General features: G+C 68.7%; 16 protein-coding genes. 4 read left to right on the top strand and 12 right to left on the bottom strand.

The window, feature by feature from the left end; translation table 11 throughout:
* Positions 1-45: 45 nt before the first annotated feature.
* The 7 genes from rpoB to FBT69_01845 all read right to left on the bottom strand — a co-directional run bounded on the left by rpoB (position 46) and on the right by FBT69_01845 (position 8,618).
* Positions 46-3,867, bottom strand: a complete 3,822-nt coding sequence (rpoB, locus tag FBT69_01875) for a DNA-directed RNA polymerase subunit beta (protein ID MDL1903548.1) — start codon at positions 3,865-3,867, stop codon at positions 46-48.
* A 278-nt stretch (positions 3,868-4,145) separates the two neighbouring features.
* Positions 4,146-4,553 (bottom strand): 50S ribosomal protein L7/L12, encoded by a 408-nt coding sequence (locus FBT69_01870; GenBank protein ID MDL1903547.1) that lies wholly within the window; start codon positions 4,551-4,553, stop codon positions 4,146-4,148.
* 104 nt (positions 4,554-4,657) lie between these two features.
* Complete coding sequence (locus FBT69_01865) at positions 4,658-5,203, bottom strand: 50S ribosomal protein L10 (protein MDL1903546.1); 546 nt, start codon at positions 5,201-5,203, stop codon at positions 4,658-4,660.
* A 22-nt stretch (positions 5,204-5,225) separates the two neighbouring features.
* Positions 5,226-5,924, bottom strand: a complete 699-nt coding sequence (locus tag FBT69_01860; GenBank protein ID MDL1903545.1) for a 50S ribosomal protein L1 — start codon at positions 5,922-5,924, stop codon at positions 5,226-5,228.
* A gap of 3 nt (positions 5,925-5,927) precedes the next feature.
* Complete coding sequence (gene rplK, locus FBT69_01855; protein MDL1903544.1) at positions 5,928-6,359, bottom strand: 50S ribosomal protein L11; 432 nt, start codon at positions 6,357-6,359, stop codon at positions 5,928-5,930.
* 167 nt (positions 6,360-6,526) lie between these two features.
* Positions 6,527-7,492, bottom strand: coding sequence for a hypothetical protein (locus FBT69_01850; protein MDL1903543.1), 966 nt, complete (start codon positions 7,490-7,492; stop codon positions 6,527-6,529).
* Between the two features lie 79 nt (positions 7,493-7,571).
* Positions 7,572-8,618, bottom strand: coding sequence for a hypothetical protein (locus tag FBT69_01845; protein ID MDL1903542.1), 1,047 nt, complete (start codon positions 8,616-8,618; stop codon positions 7,572-7,574).
* Positions 8,619-8,754: 136 nt separating this feature from the next.
* Here FBT69_01845 and FBT69_01840 point away from each other — a divergent pair, with 136 nt between their 5' ends.
* Positions 8,755-9,375 carry a hypothetical protein gene (locus FBT69_01840; protein MDL1903541.1) on the top strand — a complete coding sequence of 207 codons (621 nt, stop codon included), beginning with the start codon at positions 8,755-8,757 and terminating at the stop codon, positions 9,373-9,375.
* A 2-nt stretch (positions 9,376-9,377) separates the two neighbouring features.
* Here the strand turns inward: FBT69_01840 and FBT69_01835 are convergent, their stop codons facing one another.
* Entirely contained in the window at positions 9,378-10,544 is a 1,167-nt protein-coding gene (locus FBT69_01835) for a hypothetical protein (protein ID MDL1903540.1), read from the bottom strand.
* Between FBT69_01835 and FBT69_01830 the strand changes: the two genes are divergently transcribed.
* The 3 genes from FBT69_01830 to FBT69_01820 all read left to right on the top strand — a co-directional run bounded on the left by FBT69_01830 (position 10,514) and on the right by FBT69_01820 (position 13,694).
* Positions 10,514-11,689, top strand: coding sequence for a glycosyltransferase family 4 protein (locus tag FBT69_01830; protein MDL1903539.1), 1,176 nt, complete (start codon positions 10,514-10,516; stop codon positions 11,687-11,689). The genes FBT69_01835 and FBT69_01830 overlap by 31 nt on opposite strands.
* Positions 11,690-11,728: 39 nt before the next feature.
* Complete coding sequence (locus FBT69_01825) at positions 11,729-12,748, top strand: 2-hydroxyacid dehydrogenase (protein ID MDL1903538.1); 1,020 nt, start codon at positions 11,729-11,731, stop codon at positions 12,746-12,748.
* 199 nt (positions 12,749-12,947) lie between these two features.
* On the top strand, positions 12,948-13,694 hold the full coding sequence (locus tag FBT69_01820; GenBank protein ID MDL1903537.1) for a PEP-CTERM sorting domain-containing protein: 747 nt from the start codon (positions 12,948-12,950) through the stop codon (positions 13,692-13,694).
* 86 nt (positions 13,695-13,780) lie between these two features.
* Here the strand turns inward: FBT69_01820 and FBT69_01815 are convergent, their stop codons facing one another.
* Genes FBT69_01815 through FBT69_01800 form a run of 4 tightly spaced genes read right to left on the bottom strand, consistent with a single transcriptional unit; the run spans position 13,781 to position 17,055 of the window.
* A complete protein-coding gene (locus FBT69_01815; GenBank protein ID MDL1903536.1) occupies positions 13,781-14,011 on the bottom strand; it encodes a bacterioferritin in 231 nt (76 codons plus the stop codon).
* Positions 14,012-14,055: 44 nt separating this feature from the next.
* Positions 14,056-14,889: a prepilin-type N-terminal cleavage/methylation domain-containing protein gene (locus FBT69_01810; GenBank protein ID MDL1903535.1), complete on the bottom strand. Its 834-nt coding sequence runs from the start codon at positions 14,887-14,889 to the stop codon at positions 14,056-14,058.
* Positions 14,886-15,977, bottom strand: coding sequence for a hypothetical protein (locus tag FBT69_01805; protein MDL1903534.1), 1,092 nt, complete (start codon positions 15,975-15,977; stop codon positions 14,886-14,888). The genes FBT69_01810 and FBT69_01805 overlap by 4 nt, the downstream gene beginning before the upstream one ends.
* Positions 15,970-17,055 carry a hypothetical protein gene (locus FBT69_01800; protein MDL1903533.1) on the bottom strand — a complete coding sequence of 362 codons (1,086 nt, stop codon included), beginning with the start codon at positions 17,053-17,055 and terminating at the stop codon, positions 15,970-15,972. Before FBT69_01800 ends, FBT69_01805 begins: the two co-directional genes overlap by 8 nt.
* Between the last annotated feature and the right edge of the window lie 168 nt (positions 17,056-17,223).

Here is a 17,223-nt window from a genome sequence, read left to right as displayed (position 1 = left end):
GCGCGGCGTGCAGTCCTCGGCGCACGCGGCCCCGACCGCGTCCTGCTAGAGCAGGGCGCCCGTGTCCAGCCGCCGCTTCTCCAGCGTCACGTTCATGCCCAGGCCCTTGAGTTCGTTGCACAGCACGTCGAAGGCGACGGGCATGCCCGCCTCCAGCTTGTTCGTGCCTTTGACCATGCTCTCGTAGATCTTCGTGCGGCCTTCGACGTCGTCTGACTTCACCGTCAGCAGTTCCTGAAGGATGTACGCCGCGCCGTACGCTTCCAGCGCCCAGACTTCCATCTCGCCGAAGCGCTGCCCGCCGGTGCGGGCCTTGCCGCCGAGGGGCTGCTGGGTGATGAGCGAGTACGGGCCGGTCGCGCGGGCGTGGATCTTGTCGTCCACGAGGTGGTGCAGTTTGAGCAGGTACATGAATCCGACGGAGGTGCGCTGCTTGAACGGGTCGCCCGTGCGGCCGTCGTACAGCTGGATCTTCCCGCCGCGCGGCATCCTGGCCAGGATCTCGCGCGGGTGCGGCCAGCGGCCCTGCTCCTCGTACTCGCGGGTGCGCCGCTCGACGTCCGCGTTCGCCTCCTCGATCGCCGCGTGGATTTCCTCCTCCGTCGCGCCGTCGAACACGGGCGTGACGGCCTGGAAGCCCAGCACGTGCGCCGCCCAGCCGAGGTGCAGTTCGAGAATCTGCCCGACGTTCATGCGGCTGGGCACGCCCAGCGGGTTCAGCAGCACGTCCACCGGCGTGCCGTCCTCCATGAACGGCATGTCCTCTTCGGGCACGATGCGGGCGATGACGCCCTTGTTGCCGTGGCGTCCCGCCATCTTGTCGCCGACCGAGAGGTGGCGCTTCGAGGCGAGGTAGACCTTCACCATCTCCAGCACGCCGGAGGGCAGCTCGTCGCCCCGCTTCATGTGCGAGACCTTGCGCTGCTTCTCCTGCTCGATCGCCTCGATGCGCGGCCAGTACTGCTTCTGCACGACTTCCGCGCGTTCGCGTGTCTCCTTCGATCCCTTGATCCACTTCACGTCGAAGGTCTTGATCTGTTCGAGGATGACCTCCGGGATGTCGCTCGCGCCCACCTTCTGGCGGGTCATCGGGTCCACCATCTCGGAGCCGGTGATCGCGTTGATCGCGGCGGTCATCTCGCGGAAGAGATCGATCGCCTTCACGTCCATCGAGCGTTCGTAGGCCTCGATGTCCTTCTTCTGCTGCTTCTTCTGGGCCTCGTTCATGTGCGTGCGGCGCGAGAACTTCTTCGTGCCGATCACGATGCCCTCGACGCCGGCGGGCACTTCGAGCGAGTCGTTCTTCACGTCCTCGCCCGCGCGGCCGAAGATGGCGTGCAGCAGTTTCTCCTCGGGGGTCAGCTCGGTCTTGCTCTTGGGGCTGACCTTGCCGACGAGGATGTCGCCCGGGCCGACGCGCGCCCCGACGCGGATCACGCCGTTGTCGTCGAGGTTGCGGAGCATCTTCTCCGAGACGTTCGGGATGTCGCGGGTGAACTCCTCGCGTCCGAGCTTGGTCTCGCGGATCTCGACGTCGAAGGCGTCGATGTGGATGCTGGTGAAGACGTCGTCCTTCACCAGCCGCTCGCTGATGACGATGGCGTCCTCGAAGTTGTACCCGTCGAAAGTGTTGAAGGCGATGAGGACGTTCTTGCCGATGGCGAGCTCGCCCTGGCAGGTGGCCGCGCCATCGGCGATGACCTGCCCCTTCTCGACCTTCTGCCCGGAGCGGACGACGGGGCGCTGGTTCAGGCAGGTGCGCTCGTTGAGGCCCACGAACTTGCGCAGGACATACTCGTCCGCGTTGTCGATGATGATGCGCTCGGCATCGGCGAAGGTGACAGTCCCGCCTCGCTTCGCCCGCACCACCATGCCCGAGTTCATGCCGACGTGCGTCTCGACGCCCGTCGCGATCGCCGGGGGCTCCACGCGGATGAGGGGCACGGCCTGGCGCTGCATGTTCGAACCCATCAGCGCGCGGTTCGCATCGTCGTGCTCCAGGAACGGGATCAGCGCGGCCGAGATGCCCACGATCTGCTTGGGCGAGATGTCGAGATAGTCCACCTGACCCGAGTCGATCTCCTTCAGCTCGCTGTCCACGCGGGCCAGGATTGTCCCGGCGCGCAGCTTCCCGTCCGGCTCCACCGCGTCCGCGGGGGCAAGAACGGCCTTCATCTCCTCGTCGGCGCGCAGGTGTACGACCTCGCCCGTGGGCTTGCCGTTCTTCACGACGCGGTAGGCCGTGCGCAGGAAGCCGTACTCGTCCACGGAGGCGAAGATGCCCAGCGACGCGATGAGGCCGATGTTCGTGCCTTCAGGCGTCTCGATCGGGCAGATGCGTCCGTAGTGGGAGATGTGGACGTCGCGGACCTCGAAGCCGGCGCGCTTGCGGTTCAGCCCGCCCGGCCCGAGCGCGGAGAGCCTGCGCTCGTGCACCAGCGTGGAGAGCGGGTTCGTCTGGTCCACGACCTGGCTCAGCTCGGAGCGCCCGAAGAAGAAGTCGATCGCCGACGAGATGCTCTTGGAGTTCACGAGGTCGGCGATCTTCGTCACCTCCTCGGGATCCTTCACGCTCATGCGTTCCTGCACGGTGCGCCGCAGCTTCAGGAAGCCCTTGCGCAGCTCGTCCACCGCCAGTTCGTCGAGCGTGCGCAGGCGGCGGTTGCCGAGGTGGTCGATGTCGTCGATCTGGGCGGCGGGCCTGCCCGTCTTCGGGTCCAGGCGGTTCGAGCGCAGGTCGAGGATGTACGCGATGACCTTCAGGTAGTCCTCCGACGAGAGGAACATCGCGTCATCCGGCGTGTCCAGGTCGAACTTCCGGTTGATGCGGAATCGGCCCACCTTGCCCAAGCGGTAGCGGTTCTCGTCGAAGAACTTCTCGTTGAAGAGCTGCAGCGCCTTGTCCACCTGCGGCGGGTTGCCCGGACGCAGCCGCGAGTACACCTTCAGCAGCGCCTTCTCGCGGTCGGTGGCCGCCTCGAACTGCTCCAGTTTCTCCTCCGCGACCGTGTTCAGGATCAGTTCGTCCGACGGGTTCTGCACCACGCGGACCTTCTTCAGGCTCGACGAACGGATGGCCTCCGCCTTGTCGCCGATCTGGCGTCCGACATGGACGAACTCCTCGCCCGTTTCGGTGTCGATGATCGACTGGGCGGCCCAGTGCTCGGGCTGCACGTCCGCGGCCTTGATCTCGGAGACCTCGTAAAAGAGGGAGATGATCGCGTCGGTCGAGGCGACGGACTCGTCCAGACAGCGCAAGAAGGTCGTGGCCGCCATCTTGGTGGACTGGTCGATCTTCATCGCCAGTACATCCTTCTTTGTCACCTCCAGCTCGATCCACGAGCCGCGCTCGGGGATGATCCGTGCCGAGTGCAGCGGGCGGTCGCCCTCGCTGGAGACGATCTGGAAGTCCACGCCGGGGGAGCGGTGCAACTGACTGACGATGACGCGCTCCGCGCCGTTCACGATGAACTCGCCGCCGCCCATCATGATCGGGAACTCGCCGAGGAAGATGTCCTCTTCCGGCAGGTCGGCGTGGTTGTCGCGCTGAAGACGAACCGCAAGGCGGAACGGACGCCCGTACGTCAGACGCAGTTCGCGGCATTCGTCGGGCGTATACCGCGGCTCGTCGAGCGTGTAGTGCAAGTACTCCAGGCGCATCGTGCCGTCGTAGCTCTCGATCGGGAACACTTCCCGGAGGAGAGCCTCCAGCCCGAGCGACGGGTCGCGCTCGTGCGGACCCTTGTTCAACTGGAGGAACCGCTCGTACGCACGCCCCTGAAGTTCCGTCAGGTCCGGGATGCTCATCCCGTCCCCGCGCTTCGAGTAGTTGCGCACCCTCTTTTCGCGCACGGTCTTCCCTGCCATCAACTACCTCGCGGTGATGGTTTGACTACGGCATTCGTCCGCGCTGTGCGCGGCGCACGCCGTCAGCCCTGCCTGTGTGTTCAAGCCTGCCCCGCTGCTGCCACGCTGCCCCGACGCCTTGTGCCAGATGCTCGACCCAGAACCCAGCAGTATAGCCCGCCCTGTCCCAGCCCTACGAACGTCCGAGAACAAGGGAAACTACCTGATTTGATTCCCGAGAGACAAAGGCACCCGGGGGGAGGGCTTCTTGCCCTGCCCCCGGGTGTCCGGCCGATGGATCACTTCAGTTCGACCTCGGCGCCCGCCTCCTTCAGAGCCGCAGCCAGCTTGTCCGCATCCTCCTTCGAGAGGCCCTGCTTGACGGGCTTGGGAGCGCCGTCGACCAGATCCTTGGCCTCCTTCAGGCCAAGCCCGGTCGCCTCGCGGACAACCTTGATGACCTTGATCTTCTCGGCGCCTGCAGCCTTGAGGATGACGTCGAACTCCGTCTTCTCCTCGACCGCCGGAGCCCCGCCGCCTCCGCCCGGGCCGGCCATGACGACCGCGCCGCCGGCCGCGGCCTCGATGCCGTAGGTCTCCTTCAGGTAGTCGCCCAGATCGACGGCTTCCTTCAGGCTCAGCCCGGCAAGCTCGTCGCCGAGTTTGGTGATCTTCGCGGAGAACTCCTTGGTTGCGGTCTCGGACATGGTGGAACCTCGTTCTGTCGATGCACTCGCCCGAGAGGGGCCGAACCGTTCGGCGCTTTAACCCCGTGCGGGGCCAGTCGGACGCGGATGCCTGCTTCGTTCGATCACGCGGACTTGGCGATCGTCTCGCCCTTCTCCAGTTTCTCTTCGATGGTCTTGACGACGCCCGCCAGGCGCGAGCCTGGTCCCTTGATCTGGGCCGCGAGCTTGCGGGCCGGGCTAAGGATGAGCGTGACGGCCTGCGCGATCGCCTCTTCGCGCGTGGGCATGGTGCTCAGCCGCTTGACGCCCTCTTCGCCGGCGTACAGCTCGCCATCGAGCACCGCCCCCTTGAGTTCGATGCCGGGGAAGGTCTTGACGAGTTCGACGATCTCGCGGGCGACCTCAACGACCGTCTCGCCGCCGTACACCCCGGCGGTCGGGCCGGAGAGCATGGGTTCGAGCGCGCTGAGCGGCGTACCCTCGAACGCCTTGCGGGCGAGGGTGTTGCGAAGCACGGTCACTCGGATGTTCTTCTTCGCGAGACCGGAGCGGATCTTGTTCGCGTCGTTCGCGCTCACGCCGCGGATGCTCACCAGCAGCATCTCTTCGACGCCGTTGAGCCGGTCGCGGTAGTCGCGGATGATGATCTCTTTGACGGCTTTGGACATGGTCGTTCCCCTTGGGGGTCGTTCAGGCGGTCGGGACTGCCGAGGCGTACTGCACCTGGACGCCCGGGGTCATGGTGCCGCAGACGCTGATCTTCTTGACGTACGTCCCTTTCACCGAGGAGGGCTTCGCCTTCTCGATCGTGGCGACGAAGTGCTGCAGGTTCTCCAGCAGGTCGCTCTCCGGGAACGACATCTTGCCGATGATCGCGTGGACGTTCCCGCTCTTGTCCGTGCGATACTCCACCTTGCCCGCGGCGAACTCCTTCACCGCGTCCACCACGTTCTTCGTCACCGTGCCGTTCTTGGGCGAGGGCATCAGCCCCTTCGGCCCGAGCACCCGGCCCAGTTTCGAGATCACGCGCATCATGTCCGGGCTGGCAACGGCCACGTCGAAGTCCATCCACCCGCCCTCGATCTCGGCGACCAGCTCCTCGCCGCCCGCCTTCGTCGCGCCGGCGGCCAGCGCGTCCTTCGTCACGTCCGCGGTGCAGAACGCGACCACGCGCTTGGTCTTGCCGATCCCCCGGGGCAGGCTCACCGAACCGCGCAGGTTCTGGTCCGCCTGCTTCACGTCCACGCCGAGGTGCATCACCACCTCGACCGTCTGGTCGAACTTCGGCGGCTTGAACTTCTTCAGCGCGGCGATCGCCTCCGGCATCGGCAGCGGCGACTGCGGGGCAAGAGGGGCGTTGGCGCGTGCTCGCTTGCTCAGTTTCGGCATGGCTCAGCCCTCCACCACGGTGACGCCCATCGAACGGGCCGTGCCCTCGACCACGCGCATCGCCGCCTCGACGCTCCCCGAGTTCAGGTCGGCGAGCTTCTCCTGCGCGATCTTCCGCACCTGCGACTTCGTGATCGTGCCCACCTTCTCCTTGTTGGGCACGCCCGAGCCTTTCTCGATCCCCGCGGCCTCCTTGATGAGCACCGAGGCCGGCGAGCTCTTGATCTCGAAGGTGAACGAGCGGTCGCTATAGACCGTCACGATGCACCCGACCAGTTTCCCGCCCAGTTTCGCGGTCGCCGCGTTGAACTGCTGGATGAACTGGCCCGGGTTGACGCCGTTCGCGCCCAAGACGGGGCCGAGAGGTGGCGCGGGCGTGGCCGACCCACCGGGGGCCATCAGCTTGAACGATTTGACGACTTCTTTCTTGGCCATCGGACTCCACCTCCCACCGGCCCCGGGCAAAGCCCGGCTCAGACCCGCCCCGGCCAGGGGTGCGGGCAGGCTCGGTGGTGCAACCGGCACCGATTTGTCGGCACGGACCCACCGTCCGCGCAGGGCCTGAACAATAGCCGCGTGAAAGGGGCGGGCAAGACGAACGGTCACCCTCGACCGGGGAACCCCACTTGCGCCGAGAGTCGGTCGTAGACCTCCGACTCCAGGCCCGCCTCGCGGGCGCGTTCGAGCACGCGGCGGGCGGCGGCGGCCCGGCCGTCGGCGTGCAGCATCACCGTCGCCGCGAGCCACCCGGAGGCCGAGTTTGCCCGCGCGGCGTACTGCATTGAGCGGTCGATCATGCTCCGCGCCCGGCCCGGCCGGCCCGCGAAGAGGTCGAGGTCCGCGGGGTTGCCGGCGAGCGTCGGATCGGTGCGGTAGGCGAGGGCGAGCACGGCCGCGCCTTGGGCCGGATCGCCGGACTCGATGAGCGCAAGGCCGAGCAGGCGCATGGCGGGCGCATCCTCCGGGTCGTCGCGCAGATGCTCGCGCAGGGCCGCAACCGCTTCCTGCGATTGCTCGAAACGGAGCAGCACGCGCGCCCGCTCGATGGGCGTGAGCGGCTCGGGTTGCGCGGCGGGCTGTGTGGGCTGCGTGACGTACACGATCTGCGGCGGCGCGGTCAGCGTGCCGTCGATCGGGTAGCGCGGGTAGTAGCCGCTCCACCGGTCGTAATAGCGGGTGTACGGATAGCGCGGATAGACGTAGCGGTAGCCCGGGACGGTGACCCACCGGCCGTCGATGAGTTGCACGGGGTCGGAGCCGAGACGAGCGTCGATCGACCAGCGGTCGCCGGAGTACGAGGCGTTCAGCCGGAAGCCGGACTCCTGCACGTACACGCGCCGGCCGGTCGTAAAGATCACGGGCGAGCCGACCACGGCGGGCACGGTCACGGAACGGATGGGCGTGATGTCCGCGGTGCGCTCCATCGGGAGCGAGCGGTTGAAGCCGTAGACGTTCGGCAGCGTGACGCGCACGCCGCCGGTTGTGGGCTGGGTGTGCTGAGCAAAGGCCGGCGCGACGGCGATCGCGCACAGAAGCGCGGACATGCGGATTGTGGTTGACCGGAACATTGCGGCCTCCTTGCGTGGGGAACCGCTCCCTCACGGTTGCGGCTCGTTTCGTGGGAACCGCGCATGTGCCCTGACAAGTTTACCGACGAGGGGCGGTCCAAGCGGCAGCGAGCCGGGCCGCGAGGTCGGCATCCAGGCCCGCCTGCTCGCCCTTGCGGATCAGTTCGAGCGCACGACCGGTGTTGCCCATGGCGTGCACCGAGAACGCCGCGGCCAGGTACGCCTCGCCGGTGCGGGCACGCTCGGCGTGGGGCACGAGGGCCTGCGTCAGTTTGCGACGGTCAGCCGTGCGAGGCAGCAGCGTGTCGAGCAGGTCCGCTCGTCCCGCGATTTCGCCGTCGATCCAGAGGGCTTCCGTGATCGACGCGACGCCGCCCGGCGCGTCGCCCGCGAGCACGGCCGCAACTCCGAGTGCGAATGCGGCCTCGGCATCCTCGGGGTCGTCGGAGAGGTGGTCCCGCAGTGCGGCCCGCGCGTGGGCCGCACGCCCTTCGGCGAGCATCGCAAGCCCCCGCTCGCGCGCGGCCGGCGGCTGGATGCGAGGCGCCTCCTCACGCGGCGGCGTGTAGTACGGCTGAAGGGTCATGTCCGGCATGGTGTGGATACCGCCATCGAACGGGCCATAGTCGATGGAGTTGTCCAACGCGCGGCGATCCGGCACGCCCGTCCGCGAGAGGCCGGACGAAGTCGAGACCGGCACGGGCCGACCGTCCCGGATCGCATCGATCGCGCCGGCGATCTCACGCTCGCTGAACATGCCGGGCGTATGCATCGGCGCGTTGGCCGGCGCGGCGTCGCCGTCGCCCCTGCCGGGTGCGGGCAGGTCCGGCGCAAACGGATTGGCGAAGCGCGTCGGCATGGGAGGGGAGAGGCGACCGTTGTGGTTCTCGCCGCCGATCGGCGCATACCGACGGGGTCGAAGCTCGAACCGATGCGGGATGGCGATGGCCTTGCCCGTCGGCATCCGCACGACCCCGGTTTCCATGAGGGGCGCCCGCTCCGGCAGCCGCACGCCGCCGCTGGTCGGGTAGCGCGTCGTCTTCTTCGGCTCGTCCTGCTGGGCGGACGTCGTGCCGACGGCGACCAACACACCCGCGAGCGCCCCGATCAGTCCGGCTGGTCTCATGGCTCGGCTCCGCGGCTGACGGGCAGCCGCCGACCCCCGCCCCTCGCGTTCCCATCCGTCCGAAACACCCTTCCGGTTGCCCCGAGGCGATCCGTAGGGCACTCCGGTCCCCCCAAGACGGTATCGTCTTCATTCTATGACCCGATTGACCACGAAGTTCGACCCCGGGACCGTGTGGGTATTGGTGCTCGCGGGAGTTCTGCTCGCGGGGCTGATCGCCGGGTGCGGTGGTCGCACTGTCCTCGGCGGCGGGTCCGTTCGCGTCGAGTCCATCGACGAGGGGACGGCCCTGCGCCCCGCCCTGCGCCTGCGGGCCTACCAGGCTCAGGACAAGAACACCGCCGACATCTACCTCACCGACCTGACGCCGGAGCAACTCGACCCGACCGTCGATCCGACGACGCTCGCCGGCAGCATCATCCACATCCACATGTTCATCCGGCCCAGGCCCGGCCGCACGCCGATCGAGGGCACAGCCTCGACGGCCGCCATCCGCCACGTTGTGCTCGCCAAGGGCGAGGTCGGCGTCTACAGCGGGGGGGGGTTCCTGCTTCCGTCGGGCAACGTGGGCGACTCCCGTTTCGGCGGTCGCATCTCGCGCGCCTCGCTCAAACTCACCCGCGCAACCGACGGCTTCAACGACCTGCTCGGGGCGGCCGAGCTCTCGGGCACCGTCTCCGCCCCGCTCGACGGCGCCATTGCGGCAAGGATCGAGGCTCTGCTCGAAGAGGCCGCCGCACAGACGAGGCCGCGGTGAACTCATCTCGCGTATCGTGGTTCGAGCAGTGCGACCGCCGCGTCGCGAAACAGCGTGCGAAGCATCCCCGGGCCCAACGCCAGCCCGCGCAGCGTCGGCGCGCTCATCGCGTCGTGGCGTGTCGGGTCTTCCAGCGCGAGGTCCGGGTCCGCGATCGGACTTTCGCCCTGGTAGTCCGTCTCGAACATTGTGCGCAGCGACCAGTACCGGCTCGCGTACAGGTCGAACGCCTCTTCCGTGCTGCTCGCCTGATCGGCCTTGATGCTCGGCGCGCCGGACTTGTCTGGCGTCAGGTGCGAGTCCATCGTCACGATGTCCGAGCCGAAGAGCACGCGCCCGCGCCACCTCGACAGGAACGCCCGCACACGCTCGGGTTCGTGCCGGCCCAGAGCGCGCACGACCCACTTCGTTGCCGACGTATCCAGGTACAGGTTCGCGTGGCGACCGAGCAGCCCGTCGAGGAACCCGAGGTCTTCGGGCCATCCTCCCATGTGGGCGGCGATCACCGGCCCGCCGAATCGGGCCAGCAGGCGTTCGAGCGACTCGTACTGCTGTCGCTTTGTGCCGTAGCGGGACGCATCGGCGTAGCGAGTGCGGAACCAGACGTCGGGGTCGGCGACGTGGACCATGAGCATCATGCCCAATCGCTCCGCCGCCTCGACCGCGCGCAGCCGCCAGGGGCTGTCGAACGCGACCACGTCGTCCGGATCGCCTTCGACATAGTCACGCAGGGCGGGCGCTCCCCAGAGCTTCACCATCCTCGCGCCGAACCGCTCATGCCATTCGTGGATATGCTCGACGAACCGCTCGCGGTGCACGGCCGCGCGGTCCGGGTGTCCCCACTCGGGGAACGCGATGAACCGCACGCGATCGCCGAGTGCGGTGCGCACGGCCTCGGCATCGCTCAGCCTGCTCTGCGAGTAGACCGCCGCGATGCCGAAAAGGTCGCAGACCTCGCCGAAGAGGGCGGTGGCACGCGCCCCGTTCACGTGGCAGTGCGCGTCGATGATCGGAACGGGCGGCCGCCCCAGTCGCTCCGCTTCGCGCCGATAATCCAGGCACAATCGGTTGGCCGGCGTCGGCGTGCGACGCGGGTCACGGATCAGGTCGCTCACGCGCAGGCTCCCCGGCACGCGCCATGATAGACGCCCGCTCGAACCCGACAGCACGCACGCGCGTCCTCCTCGCCCACGACTGGCTCTGCGGGCGGCGCGGCGGGGAGGCCGTCCTCGAACGCATCGCGGCTGTCCTCCGCGAACGGTACGAGGTCGTCGCCGTGTTCACGATGTTCGATGACGGGTCGAGCATCGGCCCGGCGGTCGATGCGTTGCCGCGCGTCGTCTGGCCCGGCGGGCGTGTGCCGGGGGCGCGGGTGCTGCGCCGGTGGATGCTCCCGCTCTACCCCGAGGCCGTGCGCTGGCTCTCCGCCCGCCTGGCGCGTCTGCACGACGATCGGCCGATCGACCTCGTGGTGTCGAGCAGTTCCGCGGCGGTCAAGGGCCTGCGTCCGCCGCGCGGTGTGCCGCACGTCTGCTACTGCCACGCCCCGGCCCGCTACGTCTGGTCGGTGGAGGAGGAGTACGCCGTGGGTCGCTCGCCCGGCGACGCTCTGCGCACGCTCGGGCTGCGGGCGATCGGGCCGCTCTACCGCTCGTGGGACCGGCGAACGGCCGCAAATGTCACGCGCTTCCTGGCGAACTCTTCGCACACGGCCGCGGAGATCGCGCGCTGCTACGGTCGCGAAGCGGCTGTGGTGCACCCGCCGGTCCGCACGGGGTTCTTCACGCCCGACCCGGGCGTGCCGCGGCAGCCCTTCTGGCTCTTCGCGGGCGCGCTGGAGCCGTACAAGCGCGCGGACTTGGCGGTGGAGGCCGCGCGGTGGGCAGGCGTGCGGCTGGTCATGGCGGGGGGGGGGTCGATGGAGCGTGCGCTGCGCGCGCGAGCACGACGGCTGCCGGAGGGCACGGTCGAGATCGCGGGACGCGTGAGCGACGAGCGGCTGCGAGAACTGTACCGGCGCGCCCGCCTGCTCCTCTTTCCCCAGGTCGAGGACTTCGGCATCACGGCGGTCGAGGCCCAGGCGTGCGGTTGCCCGGTCGTCGCCCGCCGCGCCGGCGGCGCGCTGGATACGGTGATCGAAGGACGAACCGGTGCGTTCTTCGACCGCCCCGAGCCGGCTGCGATCGCCGAGGCCGCGGGACGATGCCCGCTCGGCGCGGACATTGTGTGCCGGAGGAACGCGGAGCGGTTCGGGGAGATCGCGTTCGACGAGTCGCTGCTTCGGCACGTTTCCTCGGCTGTCGAGAGCGAATGATGCGGGACAGCCGCCGTCCGTCGATCAGGAGGCCCGCCCATGCGCATCGCCCTCTTCAGCGCCAAGCCATTTGACCGTGAGTTCTTCGATCGCGCCAACGCTCGGCACGGGCACGAGATCGTCTACTTCGAGCCGGGCCTCGACGCGACGACGGCCGGGCTGGCGGCCGGTTTCGCGTGCGTCTGCCCGTTCGTGAACGACCGCCTCGACCGACCCGCGATCAAGGCGCTCGCCGCCGGCGGGACGAGGCTGCTTGCGCTGCGCAGCGCGGGGTTCAACCACGTCGATCTCGCCGCGGCGACGGAGCGCGGCATCACCGTCGCACGCGTGCCCGCGTACTCGCCACATGCCGTCGCCGAGCACGCCGTCGGGCTGCTGCTGACCGTGAACCGCAAACTACACCGCGCCGCCGCCCGCGTGCGCGAGCACAACTTCGCCCTCGACGGGCTGATGGGGTTCGATCTGCACGGCAAGACCGTCGGCCTCGTGGGGACGGGGCGCATCGGCGAGGCTTTCGCGCGCATCATGCACGGCTTCGGGTGTGCCGTCATCGCCGCGGACCCGAAACCGGACCCGGAACTCGCCCGGCTTGGCGTGCGCTACGTCGGCCTCGACGAACTCCTCGAACGCAGCGACGTGGTCTCCCTCCACTGTCCGCTCACGCCCGAGACGCACCACCTCATCAGCGACGACTCGCTCGCACGCATGAAGCCCGGCGTCGTCATCCTGAACACCAGCCGCGGCGCGGTGCTCGACACCAGGGCGGTGATCCGCGCACTGAAGGCCGGGCGGCTCGGCGGGCTGGGCATCGACGTCTACGAGGAAGAGGGAGACCTCTTCTTCCGCGACCTGTCGGACCGTGCCCTTCAGGATGATGTCCTGGCCCGGCTCCTGACCTTCCCGAATGTGGTCGTAACCGCCCACCAGGGCTTCTTCACCCGCGAGGCGATGGAGGCCATCGCTGAGACCACGCTTTCCAACGCCACGGAGTTTGCCCGCGGGGGTGTTCCGGCGGCGAACTTGGTTACGCCTCAGGCGCATGTCGCCGAGTCTCGTTGAAATCAGGATGAACGCAGGACATTGACCCGTCCATAAACCGAATATTAGCCCAACCTCAAAGTTTCCGAGAAACTTTCTTGAAACCGAGATCGGTTTCCCCTACTACATATCCAAGAGACCACAAAGCGACTTCCCCTCCTCCGGAAGTCCCGGGAACGCACACAGCAAGGGCGGCCAACCCGCCCGAAGGAGAATCGGGATGAACAGCAGACTCGTTCGTGTGGGCACGTGCCTCGCGGCCGTTGCCCTCGCCGGTGCAGCCTCTGCCCAGGTCATCGACTCGCAGGACTTCGAGGGCGACTGGCAGAGCGGCTTCGGCGGCTGGACCGTGAACGGTGAACAAATGATCTTCGGCGGGGGCAACCCCGGACAGTACATGGGCGTGCCCTACCTGGACTTCTGGGGTGTGACGCTCGGGAACGAGAACCCCGCCAACCCCGTCAACGGCGACTACACCAAGCTCGGACCGACGAAGTTCTCCGTCGACGTCCGAGTCTTCGCCCTCGACAACTTCTGGGGCGATCCGCTCAACCCCGACTGGTTCCCCCTCGTTCTCCAACTCCATGATTACGGTGATCCCAACGATTGGGACGACAACGTGAGTGTCTGGTTCCTCGGCAAGGGGCTGCCACAGATCGAGGACGGCTGGGTTCGCTACGAGTTTCTCCTCCCCGATCCGACGCAGGATGCGCTGCCGCCGGGCTGGGGGGGCACCGGCGCGGAGAACGAGTGGGGCGAGCCGATCCTCCCCCCCGATCGCACGTGGAGCAGTGTGCTCTCCAGTGTTGACGCGGTCTCGTTCACGACGTTCGTGCCGGGTTACTTCTACGGCGCGAACTGGTGGGAGGTCGGTTTCGACAACGTGCTCGTGGAGGTTGTTCCCGCACCGGGTTCGCTTGCGATGCTCGGGGTCGCCGGCCTGCTCTCCTCGCGCCGTCGCCGCTGACGCGGTCGAGCGCGAAACGCATCGGGGTCCCCCACCCCATGAGTCCGGGGCGGTCCTTCGGGATCGCTCCGGTTTTTTTCCCGTCGCTACGCGCCTGCCGCCATTTGTTCCTGTCGCGCGCACTCGGCCGCGGACATCAGGGGGAGCGATGCGCGGTTGGTTGCGATCGCGAGCCGGACGTAGGGCAGACAAAGCCCGCACGACTCGCCGCAACCCGTGCGTTCGATCAGTTCGTCGATCGACAGGCGCTCGGTCCGGCCCAGCCGGATCAACTCGGCGAACGTTACGCCCCTGCAGACGCAGCGATCGACTTCCATGCGGCTCCCATCTTGCGCCGGCGCGCTCACCCGGGATGATACCTCTACGGTCCCGGCTCGTAATCAAACAGCACGTTGCTGTCCGATTCACCGGGCCATCCGAGTCCCACTCTGCCGGCTTCGGGCTGGTACAGGCCGCTGGACCAGGTGAAGGTGCGCGGGGCGGACGACGCGTGCCCGTCGAGCCACGCGACGTTGGCTCTTCCAGCACGCGCCCCGGCGTGCCGAAAGTGCATGGAGGGGTCCGCGCGAGCATCGCTCCCCCAATCGGGGTGGAACCGCGGCTCAGCGAAACTGTACTCGACGACACCGCCGACGCCGTTCGACCCGGCGAACGCAGCATCGGCGAAGGCGATCGTCGCGCCAGGCGTGGCGAAGCGTTCGCGCGACGAACCGGCAAGGTCGGTGACCAGCGGGCGCGTGCCGTCGGTCGCGCGCGTGCGCACCACGCCGGCGAAGGCGTTGTTGTATCCGTACCCGCCCGCCGACCGCTCGAACCCCGCGCCGGACTCGGCAAGGGCGCGCAGCGTGTCCGCGAAGGTCGGGCACTCGCGTACAAGCGTCGCGCCGAGGTGCTCGCTGAGCGTGCCGCCACGGGGACGGAACGGCTCGGAAGGCTTCTCGCGCGAGCCGTGCCAGCGGGTGAGGTTGCGGAGCATGTCCGGCGCGCCCGGCGCGAGCGACCCACCGTTGTCGTTCGCGTACAGGTCGTTGGCTGTCTGGACCTGCCGCAGGTTCGAGAGGCAGGCGGCTGATCGGCCCGCCTCGCGCGCCCTCGCCAGCCCAGGCGCGAGCAGCCCCACGAGCAGCGCGACGATCGCCACCACGACGAGCAACTCGATGAGGGTGAACCCGCGATGTCCGCGCGCATGGATCATGGCCACCGCCTCGAGCTGTGCGGTGCGGCGGGAGCGGATGCGCCGCCATTCGCCGCGGGCCGCACGATGGCTACGCCTCCGATCTCGGCCGACGACTCACCGAACGGCGGGCGCACGACGTTGCAGGCCGTCGTGATGCGGATGAAGTCGAACCCCGGCAGCATCGCGGGCGCCCCCGTTGCGGGATCGACCGCCCACGCGATGTCGAAGGCGTCGCCCCCCCCTGAGCCTGGCGTGACGCCCACCTCGAAGGGGTCGTCCGGCACGGTGTAGAACCGGTCCGGTGTCATCGCCGGGTCATCGACCGCGTTGTCGCCGTTCATGTCGCCCAGCGCCAGCGTCGGCGAAAGGTCCGCGTAGCCCCACACGCCCTCGACGCTTGCCCACGGCCCGTTCGGGTTGTCCAGCACCGGCGACTGCGCTTCGAACACCGCGGACGGAGGACGGTATGCCCAGGTCGTCCACGTTCCCGACGCGCCGAAGGGCAGCCACGAGGCGTGATGCGGCGGCCACGTCGGGTCCGCGATGTCGTCGTCCCACGTCTGCCAGTCAAGATGCACCACCGGCGGCAGGGCGAGGTGCGATCCCGGGATTACGTACCACGGGTCGTCGGGGATGCCGTTGCCGTTCGCGTCGAGGCTGATCTCGATGATCGCAGGCTCGGCCCATCGGCGGTTCGGGTTGCCGCCGACCCAGAAGGCGTTGCCGAAGACGATGAAGTCGAGTCCCATCGGATTCCTCGGGTCGTCGATCACGCGGCGGTCGAAGCCGAGCGTGATGGAGCCGCCGAAGCCGCCGAGCGTGACGACCTTGGTGTCGTCGCCGTCGAGCGTGCCGCCGCCGATGGGAGGGCCGAGGGCGCGAGCAGGGTCGCTGAGCGCCGGGTGCCGCACGAACTGGCCCGGCGCGGGGGAGTAGTCGAGGACGCGCGCGGCGAACCAGGACGCCTCCTGCGCGGCCGCGGGCGCCGACGCGGAGTTCACGACCCAGACACAGAGAGCACAGATCGGGACATGGATGCGGGAAACGAGCCGCCACATCGCGGTACGTCGCTGACTGCGCCAGTTCCTCCGCGCTGTCTCACGCATGGCGTCGCCTCCTCATGCCCAGTGCGGCCAGGCCGAGCAGCGAGAGCGACGCGGGCGCGGGGACGGTTGCAAACCATTCGCCGCCGTCGAAGGCGTACAGCTCGCCCGTCGCCGCGTTGTACGACGCGGAGAAGAATGCGAACCCGTTCGTGGGCGGGAAAAGCGGGCGCATCTGGAGCGGGTCGTTGCGGTCGATGGGTCCGAGGCCAGCCAGCGCGTCGGCGATCGCGCCGGCGGCGATCACGCCGAGGTAGCCGGAGTCGCCCTCCAGGAAGTCCCCCCCCCCAACGGCGAGATTGCCGAAGGCGTCGAACGTGAGCGAGACGCCGCTGAGCACGTCGCCGATGAGCGTGCCATGGGCCTCGAAGTCCGCCGGCCCGTGCTGCCATGCCGTCGGCTCGAAGGCCTTGATCCAGCCGGTGTCGGACCAGCCGCCGGAGCCGAAACCGTTGGCGGTGTAGAGCCGCCCGGCCGCGTCGAAGGCGACGCCCGCCGACGCCCCGGCGATGTTCTCAACGATGGTGACGTTCACGGGCGAGTTGGGGTCGCTCAGCACGTCGAGCAGCGTGACGCGGGCCGGCGAGCCGAAGTCGCCCGCCGTGAGCGCGAGCCGTCCGTCGGGCGTCCATGCGCCGTGGTAGTGGGGGACGTCGAAGTAGTTCGCCACGCCGGGGGTGAGCGTTGTCGGTGCGCCCGGGGCGCCCAGCGCACCGACGTCGAAGACGACGACCGGCCGCCCGAACCCCGTGCCCACGGCGATCCTGCCCGTCGGCCCGACGGTCACGAACGCCGGGTCGCTCCCCCCCCCCGTCTTGCCCGCATCGAAGACGGCGACCTCGTCGAACGCGCCCGTGCCCGCGCCGCTCTCGAGGAAGACGCTGTTGCCGGTGACGGCGAGCATGCGCCCGTCCGGCAGCGCGCCGCCCAGCACCTGGTAGCTCTGCGGCCCGATCGGCGGCGGCGACACCGTCCGCCACGACTGCCCGTAGCGCCCGAAGGCGTCGGCTTTCACGGCCGGGGCGACGAAGGAGACTCCCAGCGCGGCCGCGGCCGCGCACGACACAACCACCGTTCTCATCTCGATCACTCCGCATTCGCCCCGATCCGCGCGGGACGGTTCCCGACCTTGCTCAGGCCGCCGCGGGGCATGACTCGGCAGTGGGGGGCGCGCCGGGAACGAGCGCGGTGCCGCCGCCGAAGCCCCTGAACGCGGGGGCCGACCGGACCGATCGGAGGCTGGGCCGTG

It is taken from the genome of Synechococcales cyanobacterium CNB (assembly GCA_030263455.1).
In the GTDB taxonomy this organism is placed as follows: domain Bacteria; phylum Planctomycetota; class Phycisphaerae; order Phycisphaerales; family UBA1924; genus CAADGN01.
This window is presented reverse-complemented; position numbering and strand designations above follow the sequence as displayed.

Excerpts from the sequence above, each read along its gene's own strand:
- FBT69_01870 (MDL1903547.1), bottom strand. The coding sequence starts at position 4,553 with ATGTCCGAGACCGCAACCAAGGAGTTCTCCGCGAAGATCACCAAACTC.
- FBT69_01800 (MDL1903533.1), bottom strand. The coding sequence starts at position 17,055 with ATGAGAACGGTGGTTGTGTCGTGCGCGGCCGCGGCCGCGCTGGGAGTC.
- FBT69_01820 (MDL1903537.1), top strand. The coding sequence starts at position 12,948 with ATGAACAGCAGACTCGTTCGTGTGGGCACGTGCCTCGCGGCCGTTGCC.
- rpoB (MDL1903548.1), bottom strand. The coding sequence starts at position 3,867 with ATGGCAGGGAAGACCGTGCGCGAAAAGAGGGTGCGCAACTACTCGAAG.
- rplK (MDL1903544.1), bottom strand. The coding sequence starts at position 6,359 with ATGGCCAAGAAAGAAGTCGTCAAATCGTTCAAGCTGATGGCCCCCGGT.
- FBT69_01850 (MDL1903543.1), bottom strand. The coding sequence starts at position 7,492 with ATGTTCCGGTCAACCACAATCCGCATGTCCGCGCTTCTGTGCGCGATC.
- FBT69_01815 (MDL1903536.1), bottom strand. The coding sequence starts at position 14,011 with ATGGAAGTCGATCGCTGCGTCTGCAGGGGCGTAACGTTCGCCGAGTTG.
- FBT69_01860 (MDL1903545.1), bottom strand. The coding sequence starts at position 5,924 with ATGCCGAAACTGAGCAAGCGAGCACGCGCCAACGCCCCTCTTGCCCCG.
- FBT69_01810 (MDL1903535.1), bottom strand. The coding sequence starts at position 14,889 with ATGATCCATGCGCGCGGACATCGCGGGTTCACCCTCATCGAGTTGCTC.
- FBT69_01805 (MDL1903534.1), bottom strand. The coding sequence starts at position 15,977 with ATGCGTGAGACAGCGCGGAGGAACTGGCGCAGTCAGCGACGTACCGCG.
- FBT69_01825 (MDL1903538.1), top strand. The coding sequence starts at position 11,729 with ATGCGCATCGCCCTCTTCAGCGCCAAGCCATTTGACCGTGAGTTCTTC.
- FBT69_01830 (MDL1903539.1), top strand. The coding sequence starts at position 10,514 with ATGATAGACGCCCGCTCGAACCCGACAGCACGCACGCGCGTCCTCCTC.
- FBT69_01845 (MDL1903542.1), bottom strand. The coding sequence starts at position 8,618 with ATGAGACCAGCCGGACTGATCGGGGCGCTCGCGGGTGTGTTGGTCGCC.
- FBT69_01840 (MDL1903541.1), top strand. The coding sequence starts at position 8,755 with ATGACCCGATTGACCACGAAGTTCGACCCCGGGACCGTGTGGGTATTG.
- FBT69_01865 (MDL1903546.1), bottom strand. The coding sequence starts at position 5,203 with ATGTCCAAAGCCGTCAAAGAGATCATCATCCGCGACTACCGCGACCGG.